Annotated in this window: 14 protein-coding genes; 8 read left to right on the top strand and 6 right to left on the bottom strand. The window is 44.7% G+C overall.

Going from position 1 to position 17,247, the window contains the following annotated elements:
* Positions 1 to 2: 2 nt before the first annotated feature.
* On the bottom strand, positions 3 to 1,205 hold the full coding sequence (locus tag DYADSP32_RS22670) for a proline dehydrogenase family protein (protein ID WP_414617982.1): 1,203 nt from the start codon (positions 1,203 to 1,205) through the stop codon (positions 3 to 5).
* Positions 1,206 to 1,396: 191 nt separating this feature from the next.
* Here DYADSP32_RS22670 and DYADSP32_RS22675 point away from each other — a divergent pair, with 191 nt between their 5' ends.
* Positions 1,397 to 2,491 (top strand): chorismate mutase, encoded by a 1,095-nt coding sequence (locus DYADSP32_RS22675; RefSeq protein ID WP_149240628.1) that lies wholly within the window; start codon positions 1,397 to 1,399, stop codon positions 2,489 to 2,491.
* Between the two features lie 71 nt (positions 2,492 to 2,562).
* Here the strand turns inward: DYADSP32_RS22675 and DYADSP32_RS22680 are convergent, their stop codons facing one another.
* Positions 2,563 to 3,204 carry a GDSL-type esterase/lipase family protein gene (locus DYADSP32_RS22680; RefSeq protein ID WP_149240627.1) on the bottom strand — a complete coding sequence of 214 codons (642 nt, stop codon included), beginning with the start codon at positions 3,202 to 3,204 and terminating at the stop codon, positions 2,563 to 2,565.
* Positions 3,205 to 3,230: 26 nt separating this feature from the next.
* Positions 3,231 to 3,839 carry a thymidine kinase gene (locus DYADSP32_RS22685; protein ID WP_149240626.1) on the bottom strand — a complete coding sequence of 203 codons (609 nt, stop codon included), beginning with the start codon at positions 3,837 to 3,839 and terminating at the stop codon, positions 3,231 to 3,233.
* Positions 3,840 to 3,938: 99 nt separating this feature from the next.
* Between DYADSP32_RS22685 and DYADSP32_RS22690 the strand changes: the two genes are divergently transcribed.
* Complete coding sequence (locus DYADSP32_RS22690) at positions 3,939 to 5,057, top strand: hypothetical protein (protein ID WP_149240625.1); 1,119 nt, start codon at positions 3,939 to 3,941, stop codon at positions 5,055 to 5,057.
* A 126-nt stretch (positions 5,058 to 5,183) separates the two neighbouring features.
* The gene (locus DYADSP32_RS22695; protein ID WP_149240624.1) at positions 5,184 to 6,050 is read left to right on the top strand and encodes a hypothetical protein; all 867 of its coding nucleotides are present in this window, start codon (positions 5,184 to 5,186) and stop codon (positions 6,048 to 6,050) included.
* 18 nt (positions 6,051 to 6,068) lie between these two features.
* On the opposite strand, the gene DYADSP32_RS22700 is transcribed toward DYADSP32_RS22695, so the two are convergent.
* Together DYADSP32_RS22700 and DYADSP32_RS22705 are read right to left on the bottom strand one after the other, a co-directional pair.
* Positions 6,069 to 6,917, bottom strand: coding sequence for a hydroxymethylglutaryl-CoA lyase (locus DYADSP32_RS22700; protein WP_149240623.1), 849 nt, complete (start codon positions 6,915 to 6,917; stop codon positions 6,069 to 6,071).
* A gap of 132 nt (positions 6,918 to 7,049) precedes the next feature.
* Entirely contained in the window at positions 7,050 to 8,111 is a 1,062-nt protein-coding gene (locus tag DYADSP32_RS22705) for an NAD-dependent epimerase/dehydratase family protein (RefSeq protein ID WP_149240622.1), read from the bottom strand.
* A 298-nt stretch (positions 8,112 to 8,409) separates the two neighbouring features.
* On the opposite strand from DYADSP32_RS22705, the gene DYADSP32_RS22710 reads away from it, so the two are divergent.
* The 4 genes from DYADSP32_RS22710 (at position 8,410) to DYADSP32_RS22725 (ending at position 15,578) form a co-directional block, all read left to right on the top strand.
* Positions 8,410 to 9,138: a hypothetical protein gene (locus tag DYADSP32_RS22710; protein ID WP_414617983.1), complete on the top strand. Its 729-nt coding sequence runs from the start codon at positions 8,410 to 8,412 to the stop codon at positions 9,136 to 9,138.
* Positions 9,135 to 11,903, top strand: coding sequence for a TonB-dependent receptor (locus DYADSP32_RS22715; protein WP_149240621.1), 2,769 nt, complete (start codon positions 9,135 to 9,137; stop codon positions 11,901 to 11,903). The genes DYADSP32_RS22710 and DYADSP32_RS22715 overlap by 4 nt, the downstream gene beginning before the upstream one ends.
* 11 nt (positions 11,904 to 11,914) lie before the next feature.
* Complete coding sequence (locus tag DYADSP32_RS22720) at positions 11,915 to 13,036, top strand: DUF4249 domain-containing protein (RefSeq protein WP_149240620.1); 1,122 nt, start codon at positions 11,915 to 11,917, stop codon at positions 13,034 to 13,036.
* A 133-nt stretch (positions 13,037 to 13,169) separates the two neighbouring features.
* Entirely contained in the window at positions 13,170 to 15,578 is a 2,409-nt protein-coding gene (locus DYADSP32_RS22725) for a hypothetical protein (protein WP_149240619.1), read from the top strand.
* A gap of 79 nt (positions 15,579 to 15,657) precedes the next feature.
* Here DYADSP32_RS22725 and DYADSP32_RS22730 read toward each other — a convergent pair whose 3' ends face one another.
* On the bottom strand, positions 15,658 to 16,119 hold the full coding sequence (locus tag DYADSP32_RS22730; RefSeq protein WP_149240618.1) for an Lrp/AsnC family transcriptional regulator: 462 nt from the start codon (positions 16,117 to 16,119) through the stop codon (positions 15,658 to 15,660).
* A gap of 170 nt (positions 16,120 to 16,289) precedes the next feature.
* On the opposite strand from DYADSP32_RS22730, the gene DYADSP32_RS22735 reads away from it, so the two are divergent.
* The gene (locus tag DYADSP32_RS22735; RefSeq protein ID WP_149244711.1) at positions 16,290 to 17,243 is read left to right on the top strand and encodes an NAD-dependent epimerase/dehydratase family protein; all 954 of its coding nucleotides are present in this window, start codon (positions 16,290 to 16,292) and stop codon (positions 17,241 to 17,243) included.
* Positions 17,244 to 17,247 lie beyond the last annotated feature (4 nt).

A 17,247-nucleotide genomic window follows, 5' to 3' on the forward strand; every position in this document is an offset into this window, starting at 1 on the left:
ACTTAGAAAGAACCGATTTCTCTCCGTTTCAATTCTCTTTTTACCAATAAAAACTCTCTGCTACTCTGTCCGGCAATGGAAGTGTTCTCTTCGGCCCGGCGAATTAAATAGGGGAGTACGGCCTCTATGGGCCCATATGGTACGTACTTGGCAACATTGTATCCTGCCTTTGCCAGATTAAATGAAATGTTATCGCTCATGCCTAAAAGTTGGGCGTACCAAACCCGCTCGTCGTTATTGCGAAGACCAAGTTTTTGCATTTTTTTAGCGCAGTATTGCGAGCTGTATTCATTATGTGTACCCAGACAGATGGCTATATATTCAAGATGTTCCAGACAAAAGTCGATCGCTGCGTTGTAGTCCTTATCCGTGGCCTCTTTGGTCGTATGGATCGGATTAAAGTATTCGTTTTCCCTTGCCCGCATTCTCTCCTTCTCAATGTAGGCACCACGTACAAGTTTAGCACCCAACACGTAGCCTTTTTGACGGGCCGTGAGATATGCCGATTTCAGAGCTTCAAGACTGTCATTCCTGTAAAGCTGATAAGTATTAAACACAATCGGGGATTCTCTGTTGTATCTATCCATCATTTCATAAGCCAGCTCATCAATTATACCCTGGATCCAGCTTTCTTCAGCATCGATGAAAATGCGTACCTTAAGATCATAAGCGCACTGACAGATTTTCTCAAGGCGTAGTTTTAACCGGACGTACGCACTGTTTTCATCCGGATTCAATATGTCCTGTTTCTGAGTTTTTTCCAATAATTCGGCAGAAGCTATTCCTGTGACCTTAAACACCGAAAAGGGGATGTGCCTGGAGCTGTGCGCTTTTTCAATGGTGCGCAGAATTTCTTGAGTAGTGGCGTCGAAACTGGCTTCGTCATCTTCACCCTCCACAGAGTAGTCGAGTATTGTACCCATATTGGCATTACCAAGGGCGGTGATGGTTGCGTTACAATCGGTAATTGTTTCACCACCACAGAATTGTTCAAAAATGGTAGCCCGGATAAGATTTTTTATAGGTAAGTGAAGCTTTAATGCAAGCTTTATAAAAAAAGTGCCTAAATTTACCACTTGAGCTTGATTCATTACGCTGAATAGCCAGTAGGTCTTGCGAAGTTGAGCGTTTGATTTTGATGCGAAAGCAACGGAGGTATCTTCAAAAAGTACAGGTGTTGTATCCGTTTTAGGGAGATATGCCATCTTATTATTGATGATTTTTCATTTATGAGTATTACAAGATCTCACTGCAAAAAGATCTCCATAGTATTGTCCATCGCCATTTTGCTGGCAAACATTGGAGCATCAAATGTACATCAATACTTGAAATACGCATAATACCAGATCGAAATATTACAATTATCTAATTTTTTATTAAGGACCAGTTTTAGAATATGAATGCTTCTTTAGATATCCTTCCGCTTAGCAGTTGGATCAATACCGAAGGAAAACCTTTGGTAATCGCCGGGCCTTGCAGCGCAGAGACCGAGGAACAAATGTTAGAAACCGCAGCCCAGATCAAAAAAGAAGGATTTGCGCATATTATTCGTGCGGGAATTTGGAAGCCGAGAACGCGCCCCGGAAGTTTTGAGGGTATGGGTGAGGCTGCTTTGCCGTGGTTACAGCAAGTGAAAAAGGATACAGGCCTGCCTGTTGCTGTTGAAGTGGCAACACCTCAACACATTGAACTTGCCCTGAAATATGGAGTAGACATCCTGTGGATTGGTGCACGTACTACCGTAAATCCATTTAATGTTCAGGAGTTAGCAGATGCTTTAAAAGGCATTGATGTTCCTGTTTTGGTTAAAAATCCGGTTAATCCGGATTTGCAACTATGGATTGGTGCATTGGAACGTCTTAATCAGGCCGGTGTACGGAAAATTGGTGCTATTCACCGTGGATTTTCCAACGCACAGGAGACCAAATTCCGTAATTCCCCGATGTGGAATATTGCGATTGAATTAAAGACTTTGTTTCCTGAGCTACCTATGATCGGTGATCCTAGTCACATGGCCGGAAAGCGTGCGTATCTGTACGAAATTGCGCAACGTGCTCTGGATTTGAGCTATGACGGTTTGATTATCGAGTCGCACCGTGATCCGGATGCTGCATGGTCGGATGCTTCGCAGCAACTAACTCCTGCCGCTTTGGGACAAATGCTTCACGACCTTCATGTTCGGAAGGAATCTTATGGTAGCGATTACCAGTCACAACTTGAAGTGGTGCGTGGTAAAATAGACAATCTGGATCGTGAATTGTTGGAAAATCTTGCGGCGCGTATGTCGTTGGTAGAAAAGCTGGCAGAATACAAAAGGGATAACAATGTTGCCGCTTACCAGGTGGATCGTTTCCGGGAAGTTTTGGAAACTCGGGCAGGATGGGGTAAAAGCCTGAATCTTTACCCAAATCTGGTGGATGAACTTTTCAAACTGGTGCATATGGAATCAATCCGTAAGCAGACTGAGGTGATGAATCAGGTGAGTGCGTAACTTCTCACACATAAAATGATAAAAATGCCGCGTCTCACGATTGCGGCATTTTTTGTTTTCTGGAGGTAGATTCATATTCCTTTTTTTGTCAAAATTTTACTGATCTCTCCCGCCCATATCTGATAAGCTTTGTAATTCAGGTGTGTTTTGTCTATCGAATACGCTTGTTTCAGGCCGGCGGAATCGCACAGGTACTGGTTCAAATCCAGATACGCAATCTTTTGGGAATTGCAGTACTTGATCAAAAACTCATTCAACTGCTTTACCTCCTGATGACTGTCCGCCTCTTTGCGTTCATAGAGCGTAAGGGTGACAACTGGCGTAATGTGGTGTTCAACAAGTGATTCCAAAATGGATTGGTAATTTTTTTGTAATTTTTCAGGAGATACGCCCACCGTAATATCGTTGATCCCTCCCATCACAAAGCAGATTTCAGGATCCAAGTCAATAACCTGTGATTGTAGCATGTCCAGAAAGGTATAGGTGCATTGGCCAGGCAGTCCGCTGTTGATTACATCTGTACGTCCCAGAAGTTCGACCCACTTACCCTGCGCAGTAATGGAATTCCCATACATCACAATTTTACCCTGACCTTTCCAGGTTACGTACCTTTGGGCCAGTTTGTCGCGATAGATGAAAGCGAGTGTTGCAAAGGATGCAAGAAAAATAATATTCAGCAACAGCGATAGAGCAAGTACGTTTTTCTGCTTCATTCGTTTCAAGGAGCTTGAGATAGGAATCACACTTCGGTAAGTAACCGCTCTGCCGCTTCGCCCAGGTTGAAACATCTGCGGCATCGTGCTTCATACAGATCGGTCTCACCGAGTAGAAATCGTTCATTGGATTCGGAGAGCCGGTAAGAATGGGATGCCACTTCTCCGCAAATCATACAAATCGCATGCACTTTTGTAACGTATTCAGCAATGCCCATCAGTTGGGGCATTGATCCAAACGGTTTCCCAAGGTAGTCCATGTCAAGTCCGGCAACGATCACCCGTTTGCCTGCGTTTGCCAGTTGGTCACAAACGTCGACAACGGGGTCGTCGAAGAATTGTGCCTCATCCAAACCCACTACTTCGCAGTCGCCGGCAAACTTCAAAATGTCAGCAGCGAAAGCAACGGGTATCGAAGATATTGAATTGTCATTATGGGAAACAATGTTCTCGATGTGATAGCGTTTATCCAGGGCAGGCTTGAAAATCTGAATTTTTTGTCGTGCAATTTTTGCCCGGTTAAGTCTTCGGATTAGCTCTTCTGTTTTTCCCGAGAACATAGATCCACAAATAACCTCGATCCATCCGGTACGTGGATTTTGCGTTTCTCTCTTGTGCGAAGGTTCAATGAACATATTGATTGATTATTGGCGAAGGCCGCAGGTATTTTTAATTATCTTTACAAATCAAACACATTTTTTTTTAACACATTCGTTAAATAGCGCTTATTCGTAATGTCAGGTAATATAAATATAGAGAAGCTAAATCAGTACGCCGACCGTTTTACTACAAAGGTTTTGAACGAAACCTACGCATCCCGAGTGACCATTGGTGGAGCCGACCTGCTGAAAATGACACCTGTTCGTCAGGTGAATCTGGGTGTTTTAAACCGTTTGTTTGAGCAATGGAAAAATAATGCACTCGCATTTAGGAGTGTTTATTTTGATTTTGACCATGAAGAAGTTAAGCATGCACTTGAAGTATTTATGAACATCGCTTCTCAGCATATCTCGGTGAAACGAAATGATCTTGAACCCTTACTTCGGCAAGCTGTAAAGGACGCAGTCACATTGCTTTACAATCCAGATCATTATTTTGGAGAGAGGCTGAAATCAATTCCCGATGCGCTGTACAACATGGATAAGGCAGAGGAACTGGTGAAATACACCCATATCCATCAAGGCTTGGCCAAGGCGCTGGAAGTGAAGCTTGTCGAATCGGATTCGGACGCTGTATCCGTGGTCCGGGCTACCAACTGGTTGCAGGATTTGGTAAACGATCCTGCTCTTTTTGATGCCGTAGAGGGCTTTGAAGAGCAGTTTTCACAAATATTGTCTCTTTCTGCCGGTGACTTACTGGTGCCATCGGCAGCTCCCCTTCCTGCGAACAGCTCGAAGAAAGAGGAGCCAAAATCCTTCTTTGACTCAGCATTTTCAGAAATAGAAAATACGAAAACCGCCCCGGGGAATACATATCGGACTGCTCCGGTCAGTTCGGTAATATCCGAGAAGGTAACTCAGCATAGTTCAGCTGAAAAGGAGTCGCTTAACAATCGCTTTAAGGTGGATATACCCCAGCCAGCGGATGATAAGTCTTACGGAAGTGTACAGGTTAAGGTAGAAAGTATAGCGGCATCTATTCCTTTGGGTCAACGTTTTATGTTTGTTAACCAGCTATTCAATAAAAATAGTGAGCATTTCGAAAAGGCGATATACGAGTTGGATAGCGTCAAAAGTTACGCGGAGGCCGAAGACCTGATCTGGCATCGTTATGCGTCCAAACACGCATGGGATGTAAATGGGGAGGCGGTATCTGCCTTGCTCGCCATTGTGAAGAGGAAGCTGAGTAACTGATTTTTGACCGGCCAGATGAGCCTGCTCACGCAGCTCGTTCTTGCAGGGTTATAGTTACTAGATACTTTATTGTTTCAGAGGTATTCGCTCACAGCGCGCCTTCCTGATTTAACTGCCGTAGTAAATATGAAAGAGCAATCTGGATATTTATCTCGACAGAAAAACTTCATATTCCTGATTTTCTGCTGTTTATGGGTGGCCACTGCCATGGCCCAGACCGCCCCATACGCCACTGGGGCCAGATCCTGGGGAGTGGCCAATGCCACCGTGGCGAACGCGGATGCTTACGCTATACTGAATAACATTGCCGGCTTGGGAGGAAATCAGGAAGCAGCTGTCTTGTCCACCTATGATTCACATTATCAATTTGAGGGGCTGAATACCGTTGGGTTTGCAGGGGTAATTCCGATTTCCAACGATTTGAGCGCTGGGTTTTCTTTAAGCCGTTTTGGAGACAAGCTGTACAACGAGTTATCGCTGGGTATCGGTGTGGGGCACCGGATTGAATGGGTAAGTCTGGGTCTAAAAGTGAATTACCTGCAGACCGCCGTCAACGCGCCTTCCCTGGCTTTCAGCCGGAAGGCCTTTGTGTTTCAATTTGGCGGGCTGGCAAAGCTGTCCGAGCAACTGCTCTTTGGAGCGCAGGTATACAATCTGACGCAATCCCGATACTCGGGCATCTATGGTAACAAAGTTCCCACGATCTTACGCGCCGGTTCTTTGTATATGCCTTTGAAAGCAGTCTGTCTCAGTGCTGAGCTAGAAAAAAACACCGATTTGCCCTTGTTAATTAAAATTGGACTGGCCTACCAGGTTTGGAATAAACTATGGTTGCGAACGGGTGTGTCACCAAATCCCATGACGCATCATTTGGGTGCTGGCTTTACGGGAGGCAAATTTTCTGTTGACTATGCAGTGCATTCAAGTGGCCAACTGGGATGGTCACATCACTTGTCTATGGGTTACGCATTTTGGGGTCGGGACAAAAAATAGTAGTGCCACAGCGAAGGCCTAATCAGCTACAAGTTCAAGAAACATAGGTTTTGCTATTTCTAACGCAGAAAGGTTGAGGTGTGTAGGTTCCAGATTTTCACGAGCATAAGCGATCAAATTCTCCATTGACATATTGCCGACCAACTCATTTTGAGCCATCGGGCATCCACCATAGCCGGACACGGTGCCATCAAATCTGCGGCAGCCAGCTTTGTATGCTGCTTCAAGTCGGGATCGCCAACTACCCGGAGTTGTGTGGAAATGGGCCCCAAACTCCAAATCTTTTCTTGAAGCTATGAGTTGAGTAAATACAGAAGTGATGTCAGCCTCTGTTGCTACCCCAACCGTATCCGCCAGTGAAAAAGTCCGGATACCGAGTTGGGCAATCTTTTCAATCCATTCCAGTACAATTTCGCTATTCCATGCGTCACCGTATGGATTTCCAAAGCCCATTGAAATATAGATAACCAATTCTTTGCCGTACTTCCGGCATAAATCCGCGATTACGATAACCGTTTGGAATGATTCCTGAATGGTTGCACGGGTGTTGCGAAGCTGGAAAGTTTCTGATATTGAAAAAGGATAACCGAGGTAAAAAATGTCTTTGAATTGACATGCCTCCCGGGCTCCACGCTCATTTCCGACGATGGCAAGCAGTTTTGTTGTGGTTTGTGAAAGATCGAGCTGATTGATTAACAGGGACGTATCCTGCACCTGTGGCATGGCCTTGGGTGAGACAAAGCTTCCGAAATCAATGGTGTCGAACCCAACCCGGAGCAGTTGGTTGAGATAGGCAGCCTTTTTCTCAGTTGGGATAAATTGAGGGTGGCCTTGCCAGGCATCTCGGGGACATTCGATCAGTTTCATAATGAGAAAATTTTGATCCAAATGATACGTCTTTGATCATCAGAGTAGTATCACCATTCATCTGAACAAAAATGGCCGCTACAAATCATGAGTCATTGGAGCGGCCCGGTCGACTGTTTGGCCGGTATTCGTTTATTTCAGGATCGGAGCCAGTTCGGCTTCATTCTCTTGTAGCCACGCAGTAATTTCTTCCACGATCTGGCGAATTCCAATTTCCGGCTTCCAGCCGGTCAGGTTTGTAACCTTGGTGTTATCTGTCAGATACAAGCGGATATCCGCTGTCCTTGTTTCCGGAACGACCTTTATTGGGATAGTCTTGCCTGTAACTTCCTGGCAGATTTTTGTAAGTTCCTGCAGGGAGGCACTGCTTTGAAGTCCGCCACCGGCATTCAAAATTTCGCCATTCACTTGATCCATATGATGCAATTGCCAGTCCACCAGCCGGTAGAGGTCAGCGACATGAAGCATGTCTCTCATTTGCTTGCCTGTACCTCCGTACCCGAAATAACCCAGTTGTTGTTCGAAATAGTGCTTGGCTATCCAGAGAACCATCACACCCTGATCCACCTTGCCCATTTGCCAGGGGCCGGTGATCACACCACACCTGTTGATAACCGTGCGAAGGTTATAGAACTCGTTGTATTCCTGAATGATCAGTTCGGACGCTAATTTTGTGGTTCCGTAAAGTGACCGGGCGCCGTTGAGGGGAAAATCTTCTGCAATACCTTTGGAGGAAACGCCAGGTACCTGCTGATCGTCGGCCAAAGAGAAACGGGTTTCATCCTCCACAAAATTGAGAGATTCAATGGTCTTGATGGGGTACACCCGGCTTGTAGACAGGAAGATGAAATCAGCCTTATGTTTCAAAGCATAGTTCAGGCAGTTCACGGTACCCACCAGATTGGTATTGATGAGGTAGTCGGGAGTGCCGTCAAGGCCTGCCAACACGGAGGGTTCGGCAGAGGCTTCAATCACCGCGTCTACTGCTGGAATGGAATCGAAATCTTCTTTGTTACGAATATCCCCATGTACAAACTCCACTCCATGCTTTTTCAACCGACTCAGATTGAGCTCAGAACCACGGCGTTTAAGGTTGTCCAGTGCGAAGATCTGGTAGCTGGGATAATTGGTTTTGAGAGATATAGCTAAGGCAGATCCTACAAATCCAGCTCCTCCGGTGATTAATATTTTCATTGTATGATGTGAAATTTATATTTTTTACGGAGATGATGTTTGAATTTTTTTACGACTAAATAAGTAACTAGTCTATCCAAGTTTTGGTATCTCAACGCCAAAGTTATGATGATTCAATAACATTGGGTAACTATGGATAAATTTTAAAGCCATTCGTTGAGAAATCTTCTGATGTTGTCATTCTAAATAAATACTTTTACTTGAAAGTAAGTAACTTAAATAAACTTCTTTGATGTTTCAGGTAAGTGCCACATCGTCGGTTTTAATTTCGTAGATACACAATATGGTCTTTTATTACATGCGATTTTTAACGGTACTGTTTTTTTGTTTTATAACCACTTTGCCAGATACGGCCGCACAGTTAGCTGATTCGACACTTCTGGCCGAAGACCTTACGAGGTTGCCTGTGGCCAGATATAAAGAGGCTACTTCTATTTCTCAGAATCTGTACAACGGCCGTCTGTATTATGTATACGATTCAAGACAGGAAGAACATCAGTTTTTTGAGAGCAGAAAATGGACGAAAGGTAGTTTGTTTTATGATGGTCAACGTTTTGATAGTATTCAAATGTTGTACGATCTGGTCAAAGATGAAGTGGTTATCAAGCATTTTAATGGCGATAACCTGCTGTTGCAGACCGCCAAAGTACGTGATTTCAATCTTCTCAACCATCGTTACAGGAGGTTGATATCGGGAGTGGATATTGAACCAACGATGCGCACCGGGTTTTACGATTTGTTGTATGATGGAAATTCGCGGCTTTTGGTTCGCCGTACGAAGCAGCGTCAGGAAAAGATAGTGGACAAGCGGGTGATCACACTTTTCCCGCCGAAGAACTTTTATTATATTTTTAAAGACGGACACTATCATTCCGTTTACTCCAAAAAGGCTGTGCTCAATTTATTCCCGGAGCACAAAAGGGCACTCAAAAAATCGCTGCGTGAGCAAAACATCATTTATAGGAAGGAGCGGGAGCTTGCCATAGTCAAAGTCGTTGCGTTGTATGATCAACTAGCCAGAAAATGAAAAAACTTTTACACTTAACCCTTCTTCTTGCTTTACTGTTTTGTTATCTCGAATCGTCAGGGCAGAATGTTCCCGAAAAGTTGATCACAATGAAACTGGATTCGAGTCGCTTTAATGACTTTGTCAAACAGGTGGAAGCTCAGACGGACTATTATTTCTATTACGATGCCGTGCGGTTTGACAGTCTGGCACTGGATCTGGACGTAAAGGATCTTCCAGTCCGTGCTGTGCTGGAGCAGGTGTTCAAAGGATCAGATTTTACTTTTGCCATAGACGCTCAAAAGCGTATCTACATCACCGAAGGACAGCCAGTGATCACGCAGTTGCAGCCGAGGTTGTTTAATCCTGATTCGGGTAGCGAGGAGATGGTCGTGTATGAAGGGCCGGAAAATGACGCGAAAGAAAAATTGCTGTCTTCTGCCGAAAGTAAGCTGCACGAAATTGGTGTTAGAAGTTACAAGGTCGCGAAGGGTAACGCCAACCTCTCGGGCTATGTGCGGAATGCCGTAACCGGCGAGCCTGTGATTGGGGCAGCAGTATTTATCTCTAATCCGACAATAGGGGTTACTACCGACGCATTGGGCTTGTATACATTAAACATCCCCCGGGGAAAGCATATTCTCAAAATTAAGAGTCAGGGAATGCGGGAAACGCAGCGGCAGATTATTCTCTATACAGATGGAAAGCTGGATGTGGAAATGCGCGAGAGTGTAATCGCTTTGAAGGAAGTTTCGGTAAAGGCTGGAATGGATAAAAACGTGGTAGGAACCCAAATGGGGCAGGTGAAGCTGACTATCAAAGATTTGAAACAGGTTCCTACTGTTTTTGGCGAAACCGATCTGCTACGCACTGTGCTTACATTGCCCGGAATTAAGTCGGTGGGCGAGAATAGTACCGGCCTGAATGTCCGCGGCGGCTCCACGGATCAGAATCTGATTCAGTTCAATGACGCAGTAGTATACAATCCATCACACTTATTCGGCTTTTTTTCTGCATTCAACCCCGATGTGCTGAAAGATGTGGAGTTGTATAAAAGTACCATACCATCCAAATTTGGCGGGAGGCTGGCTTCTGTTCTGGACATCAATGGCAGAGATGGCAACAAAAAGAAATTTGTGGCGTCGGGCGGAATAGGGCTTGTAACCGGTCGGCTGACTGTGGAGGGACCCATTATTAAGGATAAAACTTCATTTATCCTGGGGGGCCGTTCAACCTATTCGAACTGGCTGATCAAAACGCTGGATAACCCTGAATACAACAAGAGTTCAGCCTCTTTCTACGATGTCAACCTGCATATAAGCCACGAAATCAACTCGAAAAACAGCCTGCTCCTGACAGGCTATACCAGCAACGACCAGTTCAGGCTTTATGGAGATACAACCTATGCTTATCAGAATCAGCTGGCTTCTTTGAAATGGAAGCATACCTTCAATGGCAGGCTATTTGGAGAGTTCACGGCATCGCAGAGCAAGTATCAGTATTCGATGGCGGCGGCTGGCTTGCCGTTGAATTCATTCGATCTGAAATTTGATATTAATCAATCCAACTTTAAGGCTGATTTCAATTATGTATTGCATCCCAAACATACGCTGGACTTTGGATTGAGCTCCATTTACTACAAGCTGCACCCCGGGAGTTTTACGCCAAGAGGTGCAGAGTCTCTCATCATCCCGGATAACCTGGGAACCGAACAGGCCACGGAAAGTGCATTGTATATCGAGGACAAGTTTGAAGCCAGCCCCAAGCTTTCTATCACGGCAGGTCTGCGTTATTCTTTTTACCAGTATCTGGGACCACGAACTATCAACAAATACGTAGCCGGCTATCCGATCGAAAAAATATATGAGAATGGGACGGAAACTTTTGCAGCGGGTAAAAAAATAAAAGGCTATGGCGGCCCAGAGTATCGGTTGTCAATGCGGTACACACTTTTCGATAACCTGGCGTTAAAGCTGAGCTATAACACGTTACGTCAATACATCCATTTGCTTACAAATACCATGACGGTATCTCCGACGGATATTTGGAAGTTGAGCGACTCTTATATCAAACCTCAGATCGGGGATCAGGTTTCGATGGGTTTGTATAAAAATTTCAGGGGTAACAAGATTGAGGTTTCGTTGGAAGGATATTATAAAAACATTCAGAATTTCCTTGACTACAAGGGCGGAGATTCGCTGATCATGAATCACAATCTGGAAGCGGCCGTGCTCAACACAAAAGCCAAGGCTTATGGGGTCGAATTCATGATCAAAAAGATTACCGGCAAGCTTAACGGGTGGGTGGGTTACACCTATTCCCGTACCCTGTTGCGGGCCGTGGACAGAGAATCTCCTGATGCACCCAACGGCGGTAATTTTTATCCAAGTAATTACGATAAACCCCATGATTTTACGCTGATCTCCAATTACCGTTTTTCTCACCGGTTTAGCCTTTCTTTCAATTTTACGTACAGTACGGGCAGGCCGTATACCCCGCCCATCGGAAAATACTTTATCGATGGTGCCCAGCGGGTTTACTATGCAGATCGGAACAAGTTCAGAATTCCTGATTATTACCGTACCGATCTTGCAATGAACATTGAAGGAAATCACCGAATTAAAAAACTTGCCCACAGCTCATGGACGCTTGCTGTGTACAATCTGCTGGGAAGGAAAAACCCGACGTCGGTTTATTTTCAAACCAAAAACGGGCAGGTTAATGGTTATCAGTTATCGATATTCGGGCAGCCAATTCCAACGATCACCTACAACTTCAGATTTTGAAAGGTTATAATATGAAGAGCTATATCAGGAGTATAACAGTTTTGGCAATAGTCTTGTTTGTTTACGGCTGCATAGACCCGTTTTCTCCGCCAGAAATTAATTCCGTTGAAAAGTATCTGGTCGTAGATGGGTTTTTAAATATGAGCGCGGACACCACGATTGTTCAACTCAGAAGGACACAGAATGTAAAGGAAAATACGCTTCCCACATCTGAATTGGGGGCAAAACTCACCGTAGAGAGTGAAAAAGGACAGGTTTATCAATTTGTTGAAAAGGGCAATGGTCTGTATATTTTAGTTCCGGGTACATTGGACCGGAATGTGAAATACCGGTTAAACATCACCACCCGAGCCGGGCGGCAGTATGTATCGGACATGGTAACGGTGAGCAAAACGCCGCCAATTGACAGTGTAACCTACCAACTGGATAAGTTTCTCAATGCCATGGTTATCAAAGTCAATACCCATGATGCCACCAACAGCACCCGGTTCTACCGTTGGCAGTTTGAGGATACTTATGAATATTTTGCACCCTATTATTCAGGACTTGAAGTGGTGGGGAAAGAATTGCTCTTCAGGCGGGAAAACATCAACCAGTGCTGGAAGAGTGGTAAGTCGGCCAACATTATTCTGGGCTCCACAATCAAGCTTTCCAAAGACGAGATCAGGGATTTGCCTGTGAATATCGTACCGGTGTCCACCAACAAACTTTTGACGAGATATAGTATTCTGGTGAAGCAATACGGACTCACGCAGGATGCATTTGAATATTGGACCAGTCTGGCCAAGACCACCCAGGGAACCGGTAGTTTGTTTGATCCGCAGCCCTCTCAGGTCACCGGTAACATTACAAGTAAATCTGATCCGAAAGAACTTGTGTTCGGTTATTTTAGTGCTTCGGTGCAGCAGGAGAAGCGGATATTTATGGAGCCAAGGTTGGGTCGCTACGAAACATGTGTGATGGATACGCTTCCCTTGATGTGCACGTCCCCGGAGATAGAATGTGTGTTTACGTCGAATCAGCTGATGCTCAATTATATAGATGAATTTAATGTTGCTGCTGTCCCTCCGTCCTGCGCAGATTGTCGCACCCAGGGCGGGACAACCACCCGGCCACCTTTCTGGCCGCGATGAGGAACGGGCTGCCAAATGTTTGAATGTAGATCAGCCAGAAATGGTATTCTGGATATGGCAGCCTGTTTGCAGATAGGCACTGTTGTAATGCCATCATATTTGAAATTGTTATCAATCAAAACCGAACAATACGGTGAAAAATAAGGTATTTCTTTTCGTCATCCTATTGCGTTTTCTGTCCCCACTGGCAACGTTTGCTCAGGAAGATCCATGGATTACTTCTATCCGGCAACGTTTTCAGATGTACAACCAGCGGGCGTTGCAGGAAAAAATATATCTGCATTTGGATCGTCCGCTTTATTTGGTGGGCGAAAGTATGTGGTTCAAAGCCTACAATGTGGAAGGAGGCTCTAATCGATTTCTGGGTATGAGCAAAGTGGCCTATTTGGAGGTGCTCGATAAGGAGAATAATGCAGTGATCCAGACAAAGTTTTCGTTGCTCGAAGGCAAGGGGCATGGCTCGCTGATCATTCCTTCTACGGTTGCCAGCGGAATTTATAAGGTGAGATGCTATACCAACTGGATGAAGAATTTCGACGCAGCGTATTTCTTCGAATCCACAGTGAATATAATCAACCCTTTCGTGAAGTTCGATCCTAATCCGGACAAAGAGAAGGACGTGGTCTATGATGCAGGTTTTTTTCCTGAAGGCGGATATCTGGTCGATAATCTTGAAAGTAAAGTAGCCTTTAGGGTAGTTGCGCCTGGTGGGAAAGGAATTGTTTTTAAAGGTGCGCTTATCGATCAGAATAATGATACCATTGTGAGATTCGAGCCGCGTAAGTTTGGAATTGGTTATTTTATGCTGACACCCAGGCAAGGGACTACCTATACCGCAGTAATCCGTGATTCAATGGGGAAGTCGTATAAATATCCACTATCAGCATCCAAAGCGGATGGCTATGTGATGCATGTAAAAGATTCCACGGACCATCTGATTAAAGTTACGGTAACTTCTACAGCAGCCACTCCGGCGGGATCGATTTTTATGGTAGCTCACACGCGTCAGAACAATCTGCAGGCCGATAAAAAGATTGTGGACAAGAATAAGGCTGTGTTTCTGATAGACACAGATAAGTTAGGTGAAGGGATTTCACATATCACCATTTTAAATGAAAAACTTAAGCCGCTTTGTGAACGATTGTATTTCAAAACGCCTGATAAAAAGTTATCAATAGCAGGTAAGGTGAGTAAAAGTTCATTTGGAACCCGTGAGAAGATCACCCTGGACTTAGCGACTGCCCATGGCCAGGCACCCGAAGGCATGGCCAATTTGTCCGTCGCCGTGTATCTTGAGGACTCGATCAGGAGCGACGATCCTGAGCATATTGGCAGTTACCTTTGGCTAAGCTCAGATCTTAAAGGCACTGTAGAGTCGCCGGAATATTACTTTCAGTCAGATACACCTGAGGTTCGGGCGGATATTGACAATCTCATGGTAACGCACGGGTGGAGGCGGTTTCAATGGACTGATGTTTTTAATAATAAAACAGAAGCGTATCCGAACCTGGTGGAATATGACGGGCATTTTGTATATGGTAAACTAATCAATACCCTTACCGGCGCGCCAGCGGCCAATAAAGAATCTTATCTTGCAGCATTGGATTTTCCGGCACGGTTATATGCCACACGGAGCGAGCGGGATGGTACGGTGCGTTTTGAGTTGAGAAATTTCTTTGGACCTAAGGAAATTACCGTCCAGACCAATTTGAGCCAGGATAGCATTTATAAGTTTGAAATGGTCAATCCTTTCTCCAGACAATTTTCGCTGCGGTCACCTGCAAGTTTTTCGTTTGACCAGACGAAAGAAAGCCAGTTGCTTACCAGAGCCATTAACATGCAGACTAATAATGCTTTTTTACCAAAAGCGTTCTCGGAAAAAAAATCGGGACTTACGGATTCCACGGCCTTTTTTGGTCCACCGGATGAAAAGTATTTTCTGGATGACTTTACCCGCTTTCCCACCCTGGAGGAGGTATTGAGAGAGTATGTGCGTGGCGTAATGGTCCGGCGGAAACAAAAGGAATTTCATTTCAGGATGATTGATAAGCTGGTGCCCAATACTTATTATACAACGGACCCACTTACATTACTCGATGGCATACCGATCTTCAACATTGACAAATTAATGGAAATTGATCCGCTGAAAATAAAAAAGGTGGAAACAATAAACGGACGCTATTTCCTGGGGCCGGTTTCATTTACAGGGGTGGTGAGTTTTTCCACTTACCGGAACGACCTGGCCGGGTTTGAGCTGAGCTCTAAGGTGCTTGTGATGCCCTACGAAGGGGTTCAGGCGCCCAGAGAATTTTATGAACCAAAATATGATACCAAGACCGAACTGGCCAGCAGGTTGCCGGATTTCAGGAACCTGCTTCATTGGTCGCCCGATGTAACGACCGATCGTAACGGCAAAGCACAAATACAGTTTAATACTTCCGACCAGACCGGTACGTATAGAGTGGTAGTCCAGGGCATGGCTGGAAATGGGCGGACAGGGCGGCAAACCTTCACATTCCAGGTTGGAAAAAGGAATTTATGATAAAGACGCGTCAGCGCTCATAGCCGGTAAGCATTGCCGCTTACTTTGTTTTTTCCGGGAATTCGTAACTGATCAGGTTTCAAATATAGAATTCTGAAGTATGCTTGATCTCCTTCAAAACGAAGGTGCTGTTCAACACGCCGATGTTGTCTATTTTGGATAACTTATACTTCACAAAATCGTGGTATTCGTCGAGGCTGCCCACATTGATTTTTAAAAGGAAATCGACCTGCCCAGCCATGTGATAGCATTCCTGCACTTCCTGTAAGCTCTGAATTTCCTGCTCAAATTTTTCAATAAAGGCTTCGTTGTGGTACCGCATTGATACCTGGCATATTGTAGTCACCGAACGGTTGATCAGCTTTTTGTCCAGGATAGCCACATATTGTTTTATAAATCCCATACTCTCAAGGCGACGGATGCGCTCATACACAGGTGAGATCGTTAGATTGAGTGTATTGGCAATTTCCTTGGTCGTTTTTTTTGCGTCTTTTTGAAGAATGCGCAGGATTTTGGTATCAATTTTGTCTAACTGTTCCATTGAAAATAATATTTACTGGAAAGTGATAATTAGGATTGGGGTCGAAAGTAATATTTTCTTTAAAATTAGCGAAGTGCAGCAATATTTATCCGTTTGTTCGAAATGTACTCTATTTTTTCTCGAAAATGGCAAAATTGCAAGTGATTTATGCTGAACAAAACTTTAAGGTTATGAAGTCGGAAAGAATATTGATCATCGGTTCCAACGGGCAAATAGGGTCTGTGTTGTCCCGGTATTTGCGAGGTATTTATGGCGATGACCGGGTGATAGCCTGCGATATTAAACAACCCGTTGTACAAGATCCGTATTTTGAAATTCTGGATGCCACCAATGGTAAGCGCCTGTCGGAGATGTTGAGGAAACATAAGGTTACCCAGGTTTACCACCTTGCGGCCATACTTTCAGCAAAGGGCGAGCAGGATCCGCTCAGAACATGGGATATCAATATGCAAACGTACTTCAATGTACTTGAAGCTTCACGGGAAAATGGGGTGAGAAAGATTTTTTATCCTAGTTCTATTGCGGTGTTCGGAGCGCATGCAAATGGCATTGCGGAGCAATATTCTTTTCTGGACCCGTCTACGGTATATGGAATCAGCAAAGCAGCCGGGGAGAACTGGTCCAATTATTACTTCAAAAGGTATGGACTCGATATCCGATCCCTGCGTTACCCGGGCATTATAAGTCATCAATCACTCCCTGGTGGGGGTACCACCGATTATGCTGTTGATATTTTTCATAAAGCCGTAAAAGGAGAGCATTTCGAGTGCTTCTTAAGTGCAGGTACCACTTTGCCTATGATTTACATGAGCGATGCCATGGATGCTACGGTTCGTTTAATGGAGGCTTCGAAAGATAAAGTGTGTGTTCGGACAAGTTACAACCTTTCGGGACTCAGCTTCTCGCCTAAGCAACTGGCTTCGAGTATCCGCAAATTTATTCCTGATTTTGCGATCAGTTACAAGCCTGATTTCCGACAGCAAATCGCAGATTCCTGGCCTCAACACATCGACGATACCTTTGCACGGAAGGACTGGGGATGGAGGCCTGCGTATACGTTGGATAAAATGACAGAGGAAATGATCGTCGCATTACGTAAGCAGTACGATCTGATCCATATTTAAAATA

Origin of the sequence: Dyadobacter sp. 32 (genome assembly GCF_902506755.1) — a bacterium.
Taxonomy (GTDB): Bacteria; Bacteroidota; Bacteroidia; order Cytophagales; family Spirosomataceae; genus Dyadobacter.

What these genes read in the sequence shown, in the direction of transcription:
- DYADSP32_RS22680 (WP_149240627.1), bottom strand. Translation starts at nt 3,204, where the DNA reads ATGAAGCAGAAAAACGTACTTGCTCTATCGCTGTTGCTGAATATTATT.
- DYADSP32_RS22695 (WP_149240624.1), top strand. Translation starts at nt 5,184, where the DNA reads ATGAAAGAGCAATCTGGATATTTATCTCGACAGAAAAACTTCATATTC.
- DYADSP32_RS22685 (WP_149240626.1), bottom strand. Translation starts at nt 3,839, where the DNA reads ATGTTCATTGAACCTTCGCACAAGAGAGAAACGCAAAATCCACGTACC.
- DYADSP32_RS22700 (WP_149240623.1), bottom strand. Translation starts at nt 6,917, where the DNA reads ATGAAACTGATCGAATGTCCCCGAGATGCCTGGCAAGGCCACCCTCAA.
- DYADSP32_RS22730 (WP_149240618.1), bottom strand. Translation starts at nt 16,119, where the DNA reads ATGGAACAGTTAGACAAAATTGATACCAAAATCCTGCGCATTCTTCAA.
- DYADSP32_RS22715 (WP_149240621.1), top strand. Translation starts at nt 9,135, where the DNA reads ATGAAAAAACTTTTACACTTAACCCTTCTTCTTGCTTTACTGTTTTGT.
- DYADSP32_RS22670 (WP_414617982.1), bottom strand. Translation starts at nt 1,205, where the DNA reads ATGGCATATCTCCCTAAAACGGATACAACACCTGTACTTTTTGAAGAT.
- DYADSP32_RS22705 (WP_149240622.1), bottom strand. Translation starts at nt 8,111, where the DNA reads ATGAAAATATTAATCACCGGAGGAGCTGGATTTGTAGGATCTGCCTTA.
- DYADSP32_RS22690 (WP_149240625.1), top strand. Translation starts at nt 3,939, where the DNA reads ATGTCAGGTAATATAAATATAGAGAAGCTAAATCAGTACGCCGACCGT.
- DYADSP32_RS22675 (WP_149240628.1), top strand. Translation starts at nt 1,397, where the DNA reads ATGAATGCTTCTTTAGATATCCTTCCGCTTAGCAGTTGGATCAATACC.
- DYADSP32_RS22710 (WP_414617983.1), top strand. Translation starts at nt 8,410, where the DNA reads ATGCGATTTTTAACGGTACTGTTTTTTTGTTTTATAACCACTTTGCCA.
- DYADSP32_RS22735 (WP_149244711.1), top strand. Translation starts at nt 16,290, where the DNA reads ATGAAGTCGGAAAGAATATTGATCATCGGTTCCAACGGGCAAATAGGG.
- DYADSP32_RS22720 (WP_149240620.1), top strand. Translation starts at nt 11,915, where the DNA reads ATGAAGAGCTATATCAGGAGTATAACAGTTTTGGCAATAGTCTTGTTT.